Here is a 16,060-nt window from a genome sequence, read left to right on the forward strand (position 1 = left end):
GCCGCACCCTATGGACCCTTGCTATTGCGTCGGCGTTTTAAAGTTCGGGCTCAGCATTATTGACCCACGCACCTAGCGGCGTCAGGCGCCGCGCCCCGCCATCGTTTCCTGGTTGTCGTGGCCGTCGGCCGGCAGCGCGTCGTCGCGGCCGGCACGGTCCTTCTTGAGGACGGCGGCCACCAGGGCGCCGACCAGCCCGAGCCCGATGACGTTGGCGATGATCGTGAACAACATGGCGCGAAGTCCTCCCCAGCAGTGGTCGTGTCGTCGAATCCGGCAGGGTTAATCAACATGTTCTGCCTTATTCCACGGTACTGCCCGCCCGGGGTTACGCGCCGGTAGGTGACCCGCCGCGTCGTGGTGCCGTTGGGCACACCCCCGGGTGGGCACCGTCATCACGATGCCCACCCGGGGGTGTGCGCCCACTGGTCAGTCGTGGTAGGTGAAGCGCTGCAGCCGGCGTGCCGTGCGGTCAGGGTTCAGCATCAGCACGCTGGCGAGGCCGACGACCAGCAGGTACAAGCCAATCATCCAGAAAGCCTGGTTCATGCCGCCGGTCAGGGCGTCCACCATCGCGGCCGGCACGGGTTGGCCCTTCGGAGTAGGTACATACCCGGCTCCGTCCATCAGCAGCCCGACCATGGAGGGGGCGATGACCCCGCCGATGGAAGCGAAGGCGGTCAGGGTGGCCATCACGGCTGCCCGTTGCCGCGAACAGACGCTGAAGGCGATGGCGGTGGGTGCCAGCGGGTAGATCATCGCGAGTCCGGCACCCATGGTCAGGACGGCGACCGCTGCCGTGCCCTCAACGCGGGGCAGCACCAGGAAGCAGAGCCCGGAGACCAGCAGGGTGGCCCCGAACAGGGCCGCGAGCGCCCAACGTACTGTCACGCCACGGCGCATCAGGAAGCGGGAGGCATAGCCCAACACCAGCAGGGCGAGCGCGCCGATGACCCACGGGAACGTGGAGACCAGCCCGATCGCCTCCGGGGAGAGCTCGACGACGGCTGAAAGGTATTTCGGCGACCATGTGGTCAGGAAGCCCTGGGCCCAGAAGCAGCCGGCCCCGGCGAGGACGGCGACGATGAACATCCGGCTGCCCAGGATGCGCCGGATCGGCACCAAACCCAGCAGGTCGGAATCGTCGGCCACGCTGTCGGTGCCGTTTTCCGGACGTGTCGCGGGGGCCGGCGCCGGAGCCGCCGCGTCGAGCGCGGGAGCCGGTTCGGTGTCGACGGCGAATTCGCCGCCGGGCCGGGTGGCCGAATGGCTATAGGGGCCATCGCGCCCCACGAAGAACCAGGCGACGGACCACAGGAGCCCCACGATGCCCAGCACGCCGAAGGCCCACCGCCAGCCCAGGTCGGGATGGGCGATGACCCAGGCGAGGATCGGCGCGGCGATGATGGGCCCCAGCGTCGAGCCGATGGCCACCATGCTGCTGGGCAACCCCCGTTCCTTGGCCGGGAACCATCCGTGGACGTGTTGCAGGGTGATGGGCGTGGCCGGCCCCTCGGCCCCGCCGAGCAGGATGCGGGTGACCAACAGGATGGCCGCACCGCCACCGAAGAGCATCGGGAACTGCAGGATCGCCCAACTGAGGCCGGCGACGAGCAGGATCCACCGGGTGGGGACCTTGCCGGCCAGGAACCCGACGCCGACGGCGGCGATGGCGAACAGGAAGAAGAAGGCACTGCCGATGAAACCAAATTGCCCGGCGGTCAGGTGCAGTTCGCGCATGGCCGGTTCGGCCACGAGGCCCAGGACCGCCTTGTCGGCGAAGTTGATGATCTGGAAGACCACCAGCAGCGAGGTGATGATCCACGCCCGGCGGTTCATCCTGCGGTTCGCGACCGCCGCCCTCAGCGTGTAGGAGGGCAGCGGCTCGGGCGTCTTCTGGTGCGTGGACGGTGCGCTCATGCCCCCACCACCCCCGCCAGGTCGCGTCCTGCGACCGGGACCGGACCACCGACCGTGAAGCAGTCGTTGTCCTCGGCCACCACCACGGATCCACCGAAGTCGGCCGCCGCGACGGCAGCCATGCGTCCGGTATCCGCGGAGCCGGGGGTGTTCGGCACGATGTGGTGCAGGACCAGCCGCCCCACTTCCGCGTCCCGGGCCAGCTGGCCCACCTGGTCGTAGGGCGTGTGGGATTCACGCAGGTGGACTTCGATGCCGGCCCGGGCGGGCCCCTCCGGCAGGGTCGCCAGGATGGCGTCGAGGTCCATGACCTCGTGCAGCAGCAGGTCCGCGCCCTGGGCCAAGAGGACCAGGTTCTCCGAGGGGGCGGTGTCGCCGGAGACCACGACGGAGCCGTAGGCGCTGTCGAGGCGGAAGGCGAAGGCCGGGAAGCACAGGCGATGGTCCACCAGGATGGCACTGACGGTGACCAGTTCGTCACGGTAGACCTCGAAGGGCTCCATCCGCGGGTGGCGGGCCCGGACGGGGTCGGCGCCGGCGGCGGAGGGGATCTCGATGTTGTGGCCGCTGACCCACTCGTGGGGGTCGTCGCGGCCCTCGTCGGCCATCCGGATGGCGATGTCGGAGGCGAACACCTGGTCCAGCAGCGCGTCGACCATGTCCTTCGTCCCCGCCATGGTGCGGCCCGCGGTCCGGGCGTCGACCTCACGGGCGTGGGCCTCGTCCTCCGCCGGAATGCGTTGCGGCCTGCCCGGCCCGTGGACGGGGATGCGCCGGGAGAAGCTCTCCCCCGGCACCTGCCAGCCGGTGACCAGGAACGACCCCAGATCGTAGACATGGTCGGAATGGTGGTGGGTCAGGAAGATCCCGCGCAGCTCGCCCCAGGCACAGGACGAACGGTAGTTGCGGATGCTGCCCATGCCGCAGTCGATGACGTAGGTGGCGCCGTCGACCCGGATGGCAGTGCTCGTTCCGGCGCGGGTGCCCGAGACGATCGGGCCCCCTCCGGTTCCCAACGCATGAACACTCATGCCCTGGTGCTGGTTGTCGCTCATGGAATGGCCCTTCAGCAGATTGGATGGGGTTCGCAGTCGCCTCCCCGGTCGCGGCGGCCGCACCGACGGAACGAAGCACGACGCCGGGTGTGACGCCCATAATATGGATCGATTTTGACGATCGCAAGACCTATTGCATGTTTGTTTTCTTCCTGTCATGCTGTGTGGCAACAGCGGCGGCGGATGGCCGCCCTCGACGAAGGGAACACATCATGGACGTCCAACAGGAAGAAATCATCGTCGGTGACCTGCCCGCGGGCATCACGCTGGCCGGCGAGGCCTTCGGCAACAAGACGTGGAACGTGCTGGGCCACACCTATCTGGCCAAGGTCGAAAGCGCCTCCAGCTTCGCCTGGATGTCACTCGATCCCAGCGGAACCGGAGTGCCGCCGCATATCCACCCCACCCAGCACGAACACATCCTGGTCCTCGAGGGCAGCTACACGCTCTACCTGGACGGCGAGTGGACCACCGCCGGCCCCGGCGACACCGTGCGCATGCCCATGGGCCTGCCGCATGCGTACTACAACAAGCAGGACGACGCCGCGAAGGCCCTGTTCTGGGTCAGCCCCGCGGGACAGCTCAGTGAACTGTTCGACCAGCTGCACAACCTCACGGACCCGGCCGAGGTGGTGCGCCGCTCGGCCTTGCTGGGCGTGGACTTCCTCCCCGAAGGCAGTGTTCCCGGGGCGTAGGCTCGGCCCCATGCAAAACACCGACGTCCTGCCCTATGGCCGGCACCCGGACCAGCACCTGCGCCTGGTCCGGGCAGCCGCTGGCGCGCGGGGAACCGCCGTGCTGGTCCACGGTGGATACTGGCGCCAGGCCCACACCCTGGCCCTGATGGAGCCGCTGATCCAGCCGCTGCTGGACGCCGGCTGGAACGTGGCGAACGTTGAATACCGCCGCGGCCCCGACGCGGTGTGGCCGGTCCCCCTCGACGATGTCCGCTCCGCCTGCCGCCTGCTGTCCGCGCAGGTACCTGACGGTCCGCTGGTGGCCGTGGGGCATTCGGTCGGCGGCGAGCTGGCCCTGCTGGCCGGGGATCCCGTGCACGCGGTCGTGGCCCTGGCGCCGGTCACCGATGCCGCCCGGACGCACGCCGAACATCTGGGAGACGGGGCAGCGCAGGAGTATTTCGGCACCACCCCCACCCAGGATCCCGTCCGCTATGCCGGCGCCTCCCCCATCGCCCGCCTCCAGGCAGGCCGCCCGACCCTGGTGGTCCACGGCGCCGACGATACCCGGGTTCCCGTGAGGCACACGCTGGACTACCTGGTCGCCGCATGGGACGCGGACGTTGCGGTGACAGCACTGCTCCCCGATCGGCTCGGGCACCTCGAGGTGATCGACCCGACGCGCGGCCACTGGGCGAACGTAATGGGGTGGCTGGACGGCCTCGCCGCCGGTCCGCCTCACGACGACGGGGCGAGCACCGCTTCGGCATGATCGAGGGCCGGCGCGGCGAGCAGGCCGTGCAATTGGAGGAAGAGCATCTTGGCCTGCGGTGCCCGCCAACCGACCGGCAGCAGTTCCAGGGGAATGTTCGGGTCCCGGTAGGGGAACCTCCGCCACCGGGTCAGCAACGGAACGTAGAGCGCAAAGGCCTCCCGGCGTCCCGGACCATCCAGTTGCGGCGCTGCCTTCCCGCGCGTGGACCACTGCTGCAGGCACGGCCCATAGTCGTCGATGAAGTCCGCGTATTGGGCGTCGAGACCGCCCAGGTCCCACCACTGTCCGATGCGTTCGCGCAAGGTCGCCGCGTCACCATAGTGGCCCGTGAAATGCTCCAGGTACCGGCTCAGCCCCCGGGCCGCGAGCCGCTCCAGCGCCTGGTCCAGCACCGTGGCCGGCGCGATCGCCACTCCGCTGGCCATGAACCCGAACCCCAGGCTGGTCAGCTCGCTGCGCAGCTCATAGCGCCTTTTGCGTTCGGCCTCGGGCACCGAGAAGACGACGAGCGCCCAGGGGTCCCCGGGCTCGGAGCGTTGCGGGGTGAAGATACGCTCGTCGCCGGCCTGGAAGCGATCGAGCACTGCCGGCGACACGCTGTAGCGGACCGGACCGGCACCGTCGGCCCGCTCCAGCACGTTCTTGGACTTCAGCCGGGAAATCGTGGACCGTGCGGCGCCCTCGTCAACGTCCAGATCGGCCAGCAACCCCACCAGTCCGGCGACGGGCAGCAGTCCGTCCGGCGCGTACAGGCCATAGAGCGTGAGAATGAGCTCCTGGAGGAGCGGTTTGGACACCGGGCGGTTCCCCTCTGTGGCTTCGGCTGGCTCAAACCCACCCATCGTAACCCCGGCATGGCCCGAGGCCCGCACCCCGGAAGGGGTGCGGGCCTCGGGCCAGGCGGTGGTGTGCACCGCCGTCGTGCAGGTGTGGTTGCTACCGTGCGCCGACGGTGGCCTTCGGCTGCCAGCGCAGGTGCGGGTCCTCGGTCGGCTCCGGTTCGCGCAGCAGCGACAGGCGCGGACGGACCGCGTCGGTGCGGGCGCTCGGCGGCTTGCGCCGGCCGGCCCGGAACTGGTCGACCCACTCGGCGCCGTCACCGCGGTAGTCCTGTTCGGCCGCGGCGTGCAACGTCCACTGCGGGTCGTACAGGTGGGTGCGGCCCAGGGCGATCAGGTCGGCGCGGCCGGCCAGCAGGATCGAGTTGGCGTCGTCGTAGGAGGAGATGGCGCCGACGGCGATGACGGTGGCCCCGGCGGGGGCGGCCACCTCCTGGCGGATCCGGTCGGCGAACGGGGTCTGGTAGCTGCGCCCGAACGCCGGCTTCTCCTCCGAGTCGATCTGGCCGGTGGACACGTCGATGCCCGCGGCGCCGTGGGCGATGAAGGCCCGGGCGATCTCCACTGCGTCGTCTGCGGTGTTGCCGCCGTCGATCCAGTCGGTGGCGGAGATGCGCACGGTCACCGGCTTGCCCGCGGGCCAGGCGGCACGGACCGCGTCGAAGACCTCCAACGGGAAGCGCAGCCGGTTTTCCAGGGAGCCACCGTATTCGTCGGTGCGCCGGTTGGACACCGGGGAGAGGAAGCCCGAGAGCAGGTAGCCGTGGGCCGCGTGGACCTCCAGCAGGTCGAAGCCGGCCTCCTCGGCTCGGCGGGTGGCCGCGACGAAGTCGGCGATGACCGCCTCCATGCCGGCCCTGTCGATCTCCCGCGGCGCCGTGTTCTCCGGGCTGTAGGGCAGCGCGCTGGGAGCGAGGGTCTCCCAGTTGCCGTCGGCCAGCGGCTGGTCGATCCCCTCCCACATCAGCCGGGTGGAGCCCTTGCGGCCGGAGTGGCCCAGCTGGACGCCGAGCTTGGCGCCGGAGCGTGAATGGACGAACTCGGAGACCCGCGACCAGGCCCGGGTGTGTTCGTCGGTGTACAGGCCGGAGCAGCCCGGGGTGATCCGGCCCTCGGGCGAGACGCAGACCATCTCGGTCATGACCAGGCCGGCACCGCCGAGCGCCTTGGAGCCGAGGTGGACCAGGTGGAAGTCGGTGGGCACGCCCTCCACGGCGGAGTACATGTCCATGGGCGAGACCACGATGCGGTTCTTCAACTCCAGTTCGCCGATGGCGTGCGGTTGGAACATCGCCGGGGCCACCTGCTCCAGGCCCTGGCTGGCGGCGAAGTGCTCCTCGACACGGTGGGCGAACTCCGGGTCGCGCATCCGCAGGTTCTCCTGCGTGATCCGCCGGGAGCGGGTGAGCAGGTTGAAGGCGAACTGGACGGGATCCTGTCCGCGGTACTGGCCAATGGACTCGAACCATTCCAGCGAGGCCTGCGCGGCACGCTGGGTGGATTCGACGACGGGGCGCCGCTCGGACTCGTAGGCCTCCAGCGCCTCGGGGATGCCGGGGTGCTCGTGCAGGCAGGCGGCCAGCGCGAGGGCGTCCTCCATGGCCAGTTTGGTGCCGGACCCGATGGAGAAGTGGGCGGTGTGGGCTGCGTCGCCGAGCAGGACCACGTTGCCGCGGTGCCAGTTGCGGTTGCGCACGGTGGTGAAGTTCAGCCACTTGGAGTTGTTGGCCAGCACCTCGTGTCCGGCGAGCTCGTCGGCGAAGATCGAGCGGACCTTCTCCACCGCGAATTCATCGGAGACGCCCGGGCCCAGCGGGGTGTCGGCGGTGGCGTCGAAACCGGCGGCGTGCCAGACGTCCTCGTGCATCTCGACGATGAACGTGGAACCGGATTCGGAGAACGGGTAGCCGTGGATCTGCATGGTGCCGTGCTCGGTGTCCTTGATGAAGAACTTGAACGCCTCGAACACCTGGTCGGTGCCCAGCCACATGTACTTGTTGCGCCGCACATCCAGCGTGGGTCCGAAGTCCTCGGCGTAGCGGGCACGGATCTGCGAATTGACCCCGTCCGCTGCCAGGACCAGGTCATGGGTGGCCTCGAGTTCTGCAACGTCCGGTGCCAGGGTGGAGAAGCGGACATCGACGCCGAGTTCGACGGCGCGGTGCTGGAGCAGTTGCAGCAGCTCCTTGCGGCTCATCGCCGCGAAGCCCTGTCCGCCGACGGTCAGCTGTTCGCCGCGGTAGTGGATGTCGATGTCCGCCCAGCGGGCGAAGCGCCGCGACATGTAGTCGGCCACCACGGGATCCGCGTTGCCGATCCCGCCGAGGGTCTCATCGGAGAACACGACGCCGAAGCCGAAGGTGTCCGTCGCTGCGTTGCGTTCGAAGAGGGTGATGTCGTGGGACGCATCCAGCTGTTTCATGAGTGCGGCGAAGTACAGCCCTCCGGGGCCTCCACCAACGATGGCGATTTTCATGGTGCTGTCCTTTCTAGGCCCGGCTCGCGCCGGCAAGTTCCGTGGGGTCGGCCTGCAGCTTCTCGCGCAGCCGGAAGTGCTGGAGTTTGCCGCTGGGGTTGCGCGGCAGCTCGTCAACGAAGCGGACATCGCGCGGGTATTTGTAGGGCGCGATGGTCGCCTTGACGAAGTCCTGGATTTCCTTGCGTTTGGCGGCGTCGCCGGTGACGCCCTCGCGCAGGACGATGAAGGCGCAGACCACTGAGCCGCGCTCCTCATCGGGCCGGGCCACGACGGCGTTTTCCAGCACGTCCTCGTGCTGGTCGATGGCCGCCTCGACCTCGGGGGCTCCGATGTTGTAGCCGGAGGAGACGATCATGTTGTCCGAGCGGGCCTGGTAGATGAAGTAGCCGTCGGCGTCGCGCAGGAAGGTGTCGCCGGTGACGTTCCAGCCGTTGCAGACATAGTTTGCCTGGCGCGGGTCATCCAGGTAGCGGCAGCCGGTGGGCCCGATGACGCCAAGGCGTCCCGCTTCCCCGTCCGGTGCCTCGTTGCCGTCGGCATCGAGGATGGTGGCGCGGTATCCCGGCACGGGGACGCCGACGGCCCCGGGGTGGATGTCATCGCCTGCAGCGGAGATGAACACGTGGAGCATCTCGGTGGCACCGATCCCGTCGATCAGCCGCAGTCCGGAGGCCTCCTCGACGGCTTCCCAGGTCTGCTGGGAGAGGTGTTCGCCGGCGGAGACGCCCAGGCGCAGCCGGGCGAGCAGGTCGGCCCGCCCTGCCTTGAGGATGGCGCGGTAGGCGGTGGGTGCGGTGAACAGCACGGTGGCCCCGGCCTCGGCGGCGCGTTCGGCCAGCTCGACCGGTGCTGCCCGCTCGGTGAGCAATGCCGAGGCTCCGAAGTAGAGCGGGAAGACCACCAGGCCGCCGAGCCCGAAGGTGAAGGCCAGGGGCGGGGATCCGGCGAAGACGTCGTCCGGCGTGGGCTCAAGCAGGTGCCGGGCGAAGGTGTCGGCATTGGCCAGGATGTCGCGGTGGAAGTGCATGGTGACCTTCGGGGTGCCGGTGGTCCCCGAGGTGGGGCCGAGCAGGGCGACGTCGTCCGCCGCGGTCTGGACGTTCTCGAACGTCCCGGGTTTGGCCGCGCAGGCGGCCATCAGGTCATCGTCGGATGCCGCGCCGTAGGTGATGACGGGCAGTCCCGATTCGTTCGCTGCGGTGTTCATCTCCTCGGCGAAGCGGTGGTCGGTGATCGCCACGGTGGGGCGGGTGAGCCGGATCAGCGAGGCGACCTCCGGGGAGCGCAGCAGCGGCATGGTGGTCACGGCCACGGCTCCGGCCTTCAGCACGCCGAGCCAGGCGGCGACGATCCACGGGTTGTTGGGTCCGCGCAGCAGCACGCGGTTGCCCGGGACGATCCCGTGGTCCTCGGTGAGCACGCGGGCGACCTGGTTGGACCGCTCCAGCAGCTGCCCGTAGGTCCAGACCTGGCCATCGGGGGTGCGCAGGGCGGGCCGGTCGGCTCCGTACCGCGCGGTCGGCTCGTCGATGAGCGCCGCCGCGGCGTTGAGCTTCTGGGGGTACTGCAACTCGGGAAGCGTGAACTCCAGGGTGGGCCATTGGTCGGCGGGAGGCAGGTGGTCGCGCGTGTAGGTATCCACGTGGGCCGATTCGGTGAGCGGCATGGCCGTTCCTTTCGCGTGAGGGTGGTGGGTGCGGTCTAGCCGCGGATCATGCCTTCTTGGGCGACGGTGGCCAGGTGCCGGCCGGATCGGTCGAAGAACCGGCCGAAGGCCAACCCGCGGTTGTCCTGCACAGACACGGCGTCCTGGGCGTAGAGGATCCACTCGTCGGCGCGCCCGTCGCGGTGGAACCACATGGAGTGGTCCAGGCTGGCGGTCGCCAGGTTCGGGCTGGACCAGTGCAGTCCGCGCACCCGCAACAGGGTCTCGAGGATCGTGTAGTCGCAGACATAGGCCAGCGCGGTGCGGTGCAGATCCGCCGTCGCCTTCGCGTCGTCGACGTCGGACAGGGCGGTGAAGGCGCGCACCCACACCGCCTGGCTGGCAACGGTTCCGCCCTCGGTGGCCAGGTATACCGGGCCGGGGACGTGGCGCATGTCGAAGCTGCGGCCGTGCGCCCAGTAGTCGGCTGCCGGGCCGTGGGCCCCGTCCAGCACCTGCGCGGCGGTGCGCAGGGTGTCGGGGTCGACGGCGGCTGGAGCCTGGTGCTGGAAGTCCGGGCCTTCTTCGCGGACGTGGAAGGAACCCTGGGCGGTGAACACCGTCTTGCCGTTTTGGATCCCACGGACGCTGCGGGTGGAGTAGCCGCGTCCGTCGCGCAGGATCTCGACGTCGTAGCGAACCGGTGCGCCGATGTCGACGGGCCGCATGAAGTAGCTGTGCATCGAGTGCAGCGTACGGTCTGAGTCGACGGTTGCCTGCAGGGCTGCGGTGGCCTGGGCCGTCATGTCCCCGCCGTAGGCCTTGGGCCAGGGGACGTATTGCGTCGTGGCCTCGAAGGAGGCGTCGGCCGGGCCGTCGACGGGCGTCAGTTCGACCGAGCGCAGGAAGGTCGCTGCGGTGTCGGGGGCGTGGATCCGGGTGTCGGTGGCGGCGTCCATGCCTAGGCCCTCCGGTAGTCGGCGAGGGTCTCGTCGGGGACGTCCTCGAGGTTGACCACCAGGTTCTCGGGGGTGCGTGCGGTGAGCCAGACGAGTTCCTCGGTCACCGACATGTTGGCCTCGACGTGCGGCATGAAGGGCGGGACGAAGACCCAGTCGCCGGCCTTCATGTCCAGGTACTCGGAGTAGCCCTCGCCGAAGTAGATGCGGCCGTGGCCGCGCAGCACATAGCCTCCGGTTTCGGCCTCGGCATGGTGGTGCGGCAGCGAGCGGTAGCCGGGGACGTTGGAGACCTGTCCGAACCAGATCTTGGTGGCCGGGGTGTGCTGGATGGATACGCCCGAAACGCGGACGCAGTCCCCGGACTGGGCGGTGTTGGTGTCCTCCTCGCCGCTGCGGGTGACGACCGGGACGACCTGGCCGTTGGCGGAGGCGTACTGGCTGTTGTCGCCTTCGAGGATGTAGTCGGTGCTGGTGCTCATCGTGGTTCTCCTTGCTGGTTCGGGGTCAGGCGTGGGTGGTTGCTGTGGCGTTCGCGGGGACCAGGCTGACGGTGTTCTCCAGTCGGCCCAGTCCGTCGATTTCGGTGGCCAGGACGTCGCCGTCGGCGAGGAAGCGCGGTGGTTTCATGCCGGACCCGACACCGCCGGGGGTGCCGGTCAGGACGACGTCGCCGGGGCGCAGGGTCGTGAATCCCGAGATGTAGGACAGCAGCCGTGCCGGACCGAAGACCAGCGTGGCGGTATCCCCCGTTTGGACCAGTTCGCCGTTGACGTAGCCGCGCAGGGTAAAGGAGGGGTCCTCGTCGAATTCGTCGGCGGTGACCAGCGCCGGGCCCAGGGGCGTGCTGGCGTCGAAGGCCTTGCCCTGCAACCACTGCAGGGTCCGGTGCTGCCAGTCGCGCATCGAGACGTCGTTGGCCACGGTGTATCCGGCAATGGCCGCGGCGGCTTCGGTTTCGTCGGCGCGGGAGAGTTCGCTGCCGACGACGACGGCGAGCTCCGCTTCCCAGTCGACTTGGTCGCTGCCGTGGACGGTGATTGCGTCGGCCGGGCCGGTGAGCGAATCGGCGAACTTGGCGAACAGCGTGGGGTACTCGGGCAGTTCGCGGCCCATTTCCAGGATGTGGTCCGCATAGTTCAGGCCGCAGCAGATGACCTTGGCGGGCCGTGGCACCACGGCGGCCAGTTCGGCTGTCTCGGCGGGGATGGCCCCGGCCGGGCCGCCGGCGAGCGCCGCGTCCACGGCCGCCCGCCAATCGGTTCCTGCGAGCAGCGCGCCGACGTCCGGTGCGTCCAGGGGGAGGTAGCCGCCGGCTGTCTCGACGGCTGCTGCGGTTCCCGTTGCGGTGCGCACGGTGGCCAGCTTCATCGGGTGGTCCTTTGCTTGAAATTGATATGTCGACTTTTTTACGGTCGCAACATATGATCAATTTAGCACGCATGTAGGAATGTGCAATAGGCCACATTCGAATTTTTTCCACCCATCACCCAGGAGGGGACATGACCACCCAGAGCGCCAATGCCCACCAGACCATCAACCCCGCTTCGCTGCCCAAGCCCTCGGGATATGCCCACGGGATACTGGCCGGCAACACCGTGTACCTCGGCGGGCAGACCGCACTGGACCAGGACATGAACATCGTTCCGGGCGGCATCGTCGAGCAGTTCCGGCAGGCCTTCTCCAACGTGCTCACCACGCTCCAGGAGGCCGGTGGGCGCCCGGAGAACCTGGTCAGCGTGACCATCTACCTCACGGACGTGGACGACTACATGGCCAACGGCCGGGAGATCGGGCGCATCTGGCGGGAGATGGCCGGCACCGGCTACCCGGCCATGGCCGGCATCGGCGTCTCGCGGCTGTGGCAAAAGGAGGCCCTCATCGAGATCCAGGGTGTCGCGGTCATCCCAGCGGCCTGACGCTGCGCCGGCGCCCGCCGTCGTCTGTCAGCTGTGGCCGCCGGCCACCCCAGGGGGCGCGCCCGATCCGGCGTCGTCGATGGCGCCCCCACCCGGACGGTTCACCCGTCGATGACCTGCCGGGCGTGGCGCTCGGCCAGCGGTGCGATCAGCCGATGGGCTCCGGTGAAGGCCCGCCGGGCCGCGGGTTCACGCCAGCCCGCCGGCAGGTACTCCAACGGCAGGTCCGGGTCCCGGTAGGGCAGTTGGCGCCACAGGGTCAGCAGTGGGATGTAGTAGCGGAAGGCATCACGGCAGGTCTCGTCGTCGGCCGCAGCAGCATCCGTCGCCTGTGTGCCGAGCCGCCGTTGCCAGGCCTGGTCGGCGTCGGCGTAGATGTTCAGGAAGTCGCCGATCAGTTCGTCGATGGCCTCCAGGTCCCACCAGGTGGCGACCTTGGCGCGGACGTCCCCGTCGAAGAGGTAGTCGCCGCGGAAGAACTCCACGAAATGGTCCAGCCCCTGGGCCGCCAGGCGTTCGCGGGCACGGTCCGCGACGCCGGAGGACGCGATCCAGACGCCCGCGGATACCGTGCCGAAACCCAGGCCTGACAGCACGCTGCGCAGGCGGTGGCGCAGGTGGCGTTGGGCCTCGGGCACGGAGAAGAGGGCGAGCAGCCAGGCCCTGTCGCCGTCGTCCCGTCGTTCGGCGAAAATCCGCTGGTCCCCCTCGGCGAAGACCGTTTGCAGCGACTCGGAGAGTTCATAGGCGGCCACCCCGTTGCTGCGCGTGCTGCGCAACACGCCCTTGGCCTTGAGCCGTGAGACGGCGGAGCGCACTCCCGGTGCGTCGTAGCCCAGGTCGCCGAGCAGGGCCACCAGTGACGCCACCGGCAGGGCGGTGCCGGGTTCGCGGCAGTACAGGCCGAACAGCGTGACGATCAGTTGCTGGTGCCGCACTACCGGTGCTGGGATACCGGCCCCGGCGGTCGCATCCGCCACGGTCCCGGTGGTCATGGCCGCTCCCCCGCCAACCGCGAACGCATGGCCGCGGGCCAGGGCGCCGACGCCTCGGCGCCGAGCGGGACGTGGACGGTGGTGACGGTTCCGTCGGCCGCCAGCCCGCCGGCGGAGCGGTCGCACGGGTGGCCGGTGATCTCGAAGCCGAGGACCAGGGAGGCGTTGCCGACGCGTCCGATCCACACCGTGGCCGTGATCCGTTGCCCGAACCACAGGCGGTTTCGGAAGTTCACCACCTGCTGCACGCGCGGGCTCAGCGGGAAGTAGTCGACCAGTCCCAGTTCGCGCATCAGCTGGGCCTCGGCGGCTTCCATCCAGCGCAGGATGGCCGAGTTGTGCTGGTGTCCCGCGGCATCGGTGTCGACCCACTCCACCGTCCGGTCCAGGGAGGTGGACGGTCCGCGGTCCTGCGCCATGGGTGCTCCTTCGGGTCTCCGGGGCCGACGACGGCCCCCACCCAATCTATCGGGATCCTGATCCCGGTAACAATTGCTCGATGCCCGGTGACAGGTCGCCGACGTCAGCGCAGCAGCCGCAACGCTCCGGGCTTGGTAGGGTGCTGTGGTGACCATTGCCCTCGACGAAATCATTGCAGGCCGTGAGGCCGGCGGCCACGGTCAACAAGCACACCATCGGTTTGTCGTGACGGTCTTTGGCCTCTACGGCCGCCCCTGCGGCCGTTTCCTCCCTGTCTCCGGCGTGGTTCGCCTGCTCACGGAGTTGGGATACGAGGGGGCCAGCGTCCGCTCGTCGATCTCCAGGCTGAAGAAGAGGGGCGTGCTCGTCAGCGGCAAGATCCATGGTGCCAATGCCTATGCGATGGCGCCGGAGCTCGAGGACCACATGAGGATCGGCGACGAGCGCATTCTGGCACCACGTACCGCCAGCGTTGGTGACCCGTGGCTCCTGGCGTCCTATTCCGTCCCGGAGTCGGAGCGCAGCAACCGCCACAAAATCCGGGCCGGCCTCGCCCGCCTTGGATTCGGCACGGTGGCATCGGGTCTGAGCATTGCACCGATCCGGCTGCAGGCCGAAGCCGAAGAATACATGGACAAACACGGTCTATCTGATTACATCGAGTTCTTCGTCTCGTCGCCGGCCGGAGGTTCGGATCTGCGGGACAAGGTGGCGCGGTGGTGGGACTTGGACGAGCTGGAGCGTCTCTATGGCGAGTTCCTGACGACCTATTCTCCCGAGCTGGACCGGCTGCCCGGCAGGTCGGCACCCACCCCGGCGGTGCTGGGTGCGGCCTTCCGGACCTACGTTCCGATGATTACCCAGTGGCGTCGACTGCCGTACCAGGACCCGGGGCTTCCCCCTGAGCTGCTGCCCGACAACTGGATCGGCACGACAGCCCGTCGGGTGTTCAGCGAACTCAACCGTGTACTAGCCCCGCTCGCCAAACGGCATGCCCTTCAGGTCCTGACGGACGATCCCCGGGGCAAGACCTAGGCGTAAGGGCCGGCACCCGCGGCGAAGTGAACCAAGTCCCGGACCAGCTGCCCGGAGACCTCAGTAAACTTCTCGTCGTCGTACCCCGCCAGCATCGGGGCGTCCTGCCATGCCGAACGGTTGCCGAACTGGAACGGCAGGTCGAAGCAGTGGGCGGCCAGCAGGCCCGGCTGTTGGCTTTGTTCCTCGAAGACGTCGAGGTGCGCCTTGGCACCGTCCGCACGCAAGGCTTCTGCAAATTCGGCGGGGAATCGCTGGAATTGCCGCCACGAAGACGCGGCAACCAGCTGCCGGTAGGGGCTGAGGCCTGAGGAACTGCCGGCGTAATTCCCCCGCCGTTTGAGCACCGCCGGCAGATCCGCTGGGTCCCATGGACCAAGCGCCTCGTCGACCTGGTCCTGCGTGGCCTCAAGGTGCCGGGTGGAGCCGACGAAGAAGATGGCGGATTCCTGGGCCGTGAACCGCAAGTAGGTGGCTTCTACCGAGGTGTCCGTGGAGGCGCCTACCGGGTCGAGGAATGCCGATGGCAGGCCTGTGCTTGCCATGGGGAGGTAGGCCGCCGGGGCCATCCCGAGATTGGGGTCCGGAGGGGGTAACGCCCGTAGGCCGGCCCCGAGAACGGCGTCCACCGGTGCCGTACCGAGGTTGTCGGGTTCGACCATCCGGCCCGCGGAGGCCGTGACCCGGGACCGGGTCTGTCGGCTCCAGGGTTTCCTGGTCCCCATGCTCAGCAGGGCGAGGCGGTGGATCTTGCCGCGGGCGTCCGGCAGGAGGGAGAGCAGGTGGCCATACCACGCACCGGCGGATTGCCCTGCAACGGTGATCCTCTGCGGGTCACCGCCATAGCCGGCGATGTTGGTCACGGTCCAGTCCAGCGCCAGGAGCAGATCCGCGACGGGCAGGGGAAATTCATGGTCGGCGGACGCCCCGAGGTGCCCGAACGGGCCCAACCGGTAGTTCACGGTGACCACGACCGCGCCACGGGCAGCCAGCATCCCGCCGTCGTACCATGGCATCGACCCTCCTCCGGTCATCCAGGCCCCGCCATGTAGGAACAGGATGACCGGGAGGCCGTCGGCCGACTCGGGAGCCCAGACGTTGGCGAAGAACGCGTCCTCGGATTGCGGGTTCACCTCTCCTTGCCCCATGGCGATCGAGAGCCGGCTGGGCCGCTGGGGGAAGATGGGAACCTCGACCAAGCGACGGGCGCCCAGCCTGCCCTCCGCGGATTCGGGCAGGCCAAAGCGCCGGGCGGTGGCGAAGCGCAGGCCGTACCAGGCATGGACGGCGGCACCATCGAGGACCTGTCTGGCCGAAGGCATGTTGCCCAGTCGAAGTTCCA

16 protein-coding genes are annotated in these 16,060 nt (G+C 68.9%); 4 read left to right on the forward strand and 12 right to left on the reverse strand.

The annotated features are described in order from the left end of the window. Positions 1-81: 81 nt before the first annotated feature. The 3 genes from ACN0TP_RS17965 to ACN0TP_RS17975 all read right to left on the reverse strand — a co-directional run bounded on the left by ACN0TP_RS17965 (position 82) and on the right by ACN0TP_RS17975 (position 2,975). Entirely contained in the window at positions 82-234 is a 153-nt protein-coding gene (locus ACN0TP_RS17965) for a hypothetical protein (RefSeq protein WP_417221264.1), read from the reverse strand. Between the two features lie 195 nt (positions 235-429). Further along, complete coding sequence (locus ACN0TP_RS17970) at positions 430-1,920, reverse strand: MFS transporter (protein ID WP_417221267.1); 1,491 nt, start codon at positions 1,918-1,920, stop codon at positions 430-432. Next, a complete protein-coding gene (locus tag ACN0TP_RS17975) occupies positions 1,917-2,975 on the reverse strand; it encodes an MBL fold metallo-hydrolase (protein WP_417221268.1) in 1,059 nt (352 codons plus the stop codon). The genes ACN0TP_RS17970 and ACN0TP_RS17975 overlap by 4 nt, the downstream gene beginning before the upstream one ends. A gap of 212 nt (positions 2,976-3,187) precedes the next feature. On the opposite strand from ACN0TP_RS17975, the gene ACN0TP_RS17980 reads away from it, so the two are divergent. Both ACN0TP_RS17980 and ACN0TP_RS17985 read left to right on the forward strand, forming a co-directional pair. Beyond that, positions 3,188-3,670 carry a cupin domain-containing protein gene (locus ACN0TP_RS17980; protein ID WP_417221270.1) on the forward strand — a complete coding sequence of 161 codons (483 nt, stop codon included), beginning with the start codon at positions 3,188-3,190 and terminating at the stop codon, positions 3,668-3,670. A gap of 10 nt (positions 3,671-3,680) precedes the next feature. After that, entirely contained in the window at positions 3,681-4,424 is a 744-nt protein-coding gene (locus tag ACN0TP_RS17985) for an alpha/beta hydrolase family protein (RefSeq protein ID WP_417221272.1), read from the forward strand. Here the strand turns inward: ACN0TP_RS17985 and ACN0TP_RS17990 are convergent. The 6 genes from ACN0TP_RS17990 to ACN0TP_RS18015 all read right to left on the reverse strand — a co-directional run bounded on the left by ACN0TP_RS17990 (position 4,391) and on the right by ACN0TP_RS18015 (position 11,720). Further along, positions 4,391-5,224: a PaaX family transcriptional regulator C-terminal domain-containing protein gene (locus ACN0TP_RS17990; protein WP_417221274.1), complete on the reverse strand. Its 834-nt coding sequence runs from the start codon at positions 5,222-5,224 to the stop codon at positions 4,391-4,393. The genes ACN0TP_RS17985 and ACN0TP_RS17990 overlap by 34 nt on opposite strands. A 139-nt stretch (positions 5,225-5,363) precedes the next feature. Beyond that, a complete protein-coding gene (locus ACN0TP_RS17995) occupies positions 5,364-7,742 on the reverse strand; it encodes a bifunctional salicylyl-CoA 5-hydroxylase/oxidoreductase (protein ID WP_417221276.1) in 2,379 nt (792 codons plus the stop codon). A gap of 13 nt (positions 7,743-7,755) precedes the next feature. Then, positions 7,756-9,411 carry an AMP-binding protein gene (locus ACN0TP_RS18000; protein ID WP_417221278.1) on the reverse strand — a complete coding sequence of 552 codons (1,656 nt, stop codon included), beginning with the start codon at positions 9,409-9,411 and terminating at the stop codon, positions 7,756-7,758. Positions 9,412-9,446: 35 nt separating this feature from the next. After that, positions 9,447-10,349 carry an acyl-CoA thioesterase gene (locus ACN0TP_RS18005; protein WP_417221280.1) on the reverse strand — a complete coding sequence of 301 codons (903 nt, stop codon included), beginning with the start codon at positions 10,347-10,349 and terminating at the stop codon, positions 9,447-9,449. A gap of 2 nt (positions 10,350-10,351) precedes the next feature. After that, positions 10,352-10,831 (reverse strand): cupin domain-containing protein, encoded by a 480-nt coding sequence (locus ACN0TP_RS18010; protein WP_372698656.1) that lies wholly within the window; start codon positions 10,829-10,831, stop codon positions 10,352-10,354. 25 nt (positions 10,832-10,856) lie between these two features. Then, complete coding sequence (locus ACN0TP_RS18015; protein WP_417221283.1) at positions 10,857-11,720, reverse strand: fumarylacetoacetate hydrolase family protein; 864 nt, start codon at positions 11,718-11,720, stop codon at positions 10,857-10,859. Between the two features lie 131 nt (positions 11,721-11,851). On the opposite strand from ACN0TP_RS18015, the gene ACN0TP_RS18020 reads away from it, so the two are divergent. After that, the gene (locus ACN0TP_RS18020; RefSeq protein ID WP_417221286.1) at positions 11,852-12,268 is read left to right on the forward strand and encodes a RidA family protein; all 417 of its coding nucleotides are present in this window, start codon (positions 11,852-11,854) and stop codon (positions 12,266-12,268) included. 101 nt (positions 12,269-12,369) lie between these two features. Here the strand turns inward: ACN0TP_RS18020 and ACN0TP_RS18025 are convergent, their stop codons facing one another. Both ACN0TP_RS18025 and ACN0TP_RS18030 read right to left on the reverse strand, forming a co-directional pair. Further along, positions 12,370-13,263 carry a PaaX family transcriptional regulator C-terminal domain-containing protein gene (locus ACN0TP_RS18025; RefSeq protein ID WP_417221288.1) on the reverse strand — a complete coding sequence of 298 codons (894 nt, stop codon included), beginning with the start codon at positions 13,261-13,263 and terminating at the stop codon, positions 12,370-12,372. Next, positions 13,260-13,682, reverse strand: coding sequence for an acyl-CoA thioesterase (locus tag ACN0TP_RS18030; RefSeq protein ID WP_417221291.1), 423 nt, complete (start codon positions 13,680-13,682; stop codon positions 13,260-13,262). Before ACN0TP_RS18030 ends, ACN0TP_RS18025 begins: the two co-directional genes overlap by 4 nt. A 148-nt stretch (positions 13,683-13,830) precedes the next feature. Between ACN0TP_RS18030 and ACN0TP_RS18035 the strand changes: the two genes are divergently transcribed. Continuing rightward, complete coding sequence (locus tag ACN0TP_RS18035; RefSeq protein ID WP_417221294.1) at positions 13,831-14,718, forward strand: PaaX family transcriptional regulator C-terminal domain-containing protein; 888 nt, start codon at positions 13,831-13,833, stop codon at positions 14,716-14,718. Here the strand turns inward: ACN0TP_RS18035 and ACN0TP_RS18040 are convergent. Then, on the reverse strand, positions 14,715-16,040 hold the full coding sequence (locus ACN0TP_RS18040) for a carboxylesterase family protein (protein ID WP_417221296.1): 1,326 nt from the start codon (positions 16,038-16,040) through the stop codon (positions 14,715-14,717). The genes ACN0TP_RS18035 and ACN0TP_RS18040 overlap by 4 nt on opposite strands. Positions 16,041-16,060: the final 20 nt, after the last annotated feature.

Origin of the sequence: Arthrobacter sp. (assembly GCF_048266065.1) — a bacterium.
In the GTDB taxonomy this organism is placed as follows: Bacteria; Actinomycetota; Actinomycetes; order Actinomycetales; family Micrococcaceae; genus Arthrobacter_H.

Excerpts from the sequence above, each read along its gene's own strand:
- ACN0TP_RS17965 (WP_417221264.1), bottom strand. The coding sequence starts at position 234 with ATGTTGTTCACGATCATCGCCAACGTCATCGGGCTCGGGCTGGTCGGC.
- ACN0TP_RS17970 (WP_417221267.1), bottom strand. The coding sequence starts at position 1,920 with ATGAGCGCACCGTCCACGCACCAGAAGACGCCCGAGCCGCTGCCCTCC.
- ACN0TP_RS17975 (WP_417221268.1), bottom strand. The coding sequence starts at position 2,975 with ATGAGCGACAACCAGCACCAGGGCATGAGTGTTCATGCGTTGGGAACC.
- ACN0TP_RS17980 (WP_417221270.1), top strand. The coding sequence starts at position 3,188 with ATGGACGTCCAACAGGAAGAAATCATCGTCGGTGACCTGCCCGCGGGC.
- ACN0TP_RS17985 (WP_417221272.1), top strand. The coding sequence starts at position 3,681 with ATGCAAAACACCGACGTCCTGCCCTATGGCCGGCACCCGGACCAGCAC.
- ACN0TP_RS17995 (WP_417221276.1), bottom strand. The coding sequence starts at position 7,742 with ATGAAAATCGCCATCGTTGGTGGAGGCCCCGGAGGGCTGTACTTCGCC.
- ACN0TP_RS18000 (WP_417221278.1), bottom strand. The coding sequence starts at position 9,411 with ATGCCGCTCACCGAATCGGCCCACGTGGATACCTACACGCGCGACCAC.
- ACN0TP_RS18005 (WP_417221280.1), bottom strand. The coding sequence starts at position 10,349 with ATGGACGCCGCCACCGACACCCGGATCCACGCCCCCGACACCGCAGCG.
- ACN0TP_RS18010 (WP_372698656.1), bottom strand. The coding sequence starts at position 10,831 with ATGAGCACCAGCACCGACTACATCCTCGAAGGCGACAACAGCCAGTAC.
- ACN0TP_RS18015 (WP_417221283.1), bottom strand. The coding sequence starts at position 11,720 with ATGAAGCTGGCCACCGTGCGCACCGCAACGGGAACCGCAGCAGCCGTC.
- ACN0TP_RS18020 (WP_417221286.1), top strand. The coding sequence starts at position 11,852 with ATGACCACCCAGAGCGCCAATGCCCACCAGACCATCAACCCCGCTTCG.
- ACN0TP_RS18025 (WP_417221288.1), bottom strand. The coding sequence starts at position 13,263 with ATGACCACCGGGACCGTGGCGGATGCGACCGCCGGGGCCGGTATCCCA.
- ACN0TP_RS18030 (WP_417221291.1), bottom strand. The coding sequence starts at position 13,682 with ATGGCGCAGGACCGCGGACCGTCCACCTCCCTGGACCGGACGGTGGAG.
- ACN0TP_RS18040 (WP_417221296.1), bottom strand. The coding sequence starts at position 16,040 with ATGCCTTCGGCCAGACAGGTCCTCGATGGTGCCGCCGTCCATGCCTGG.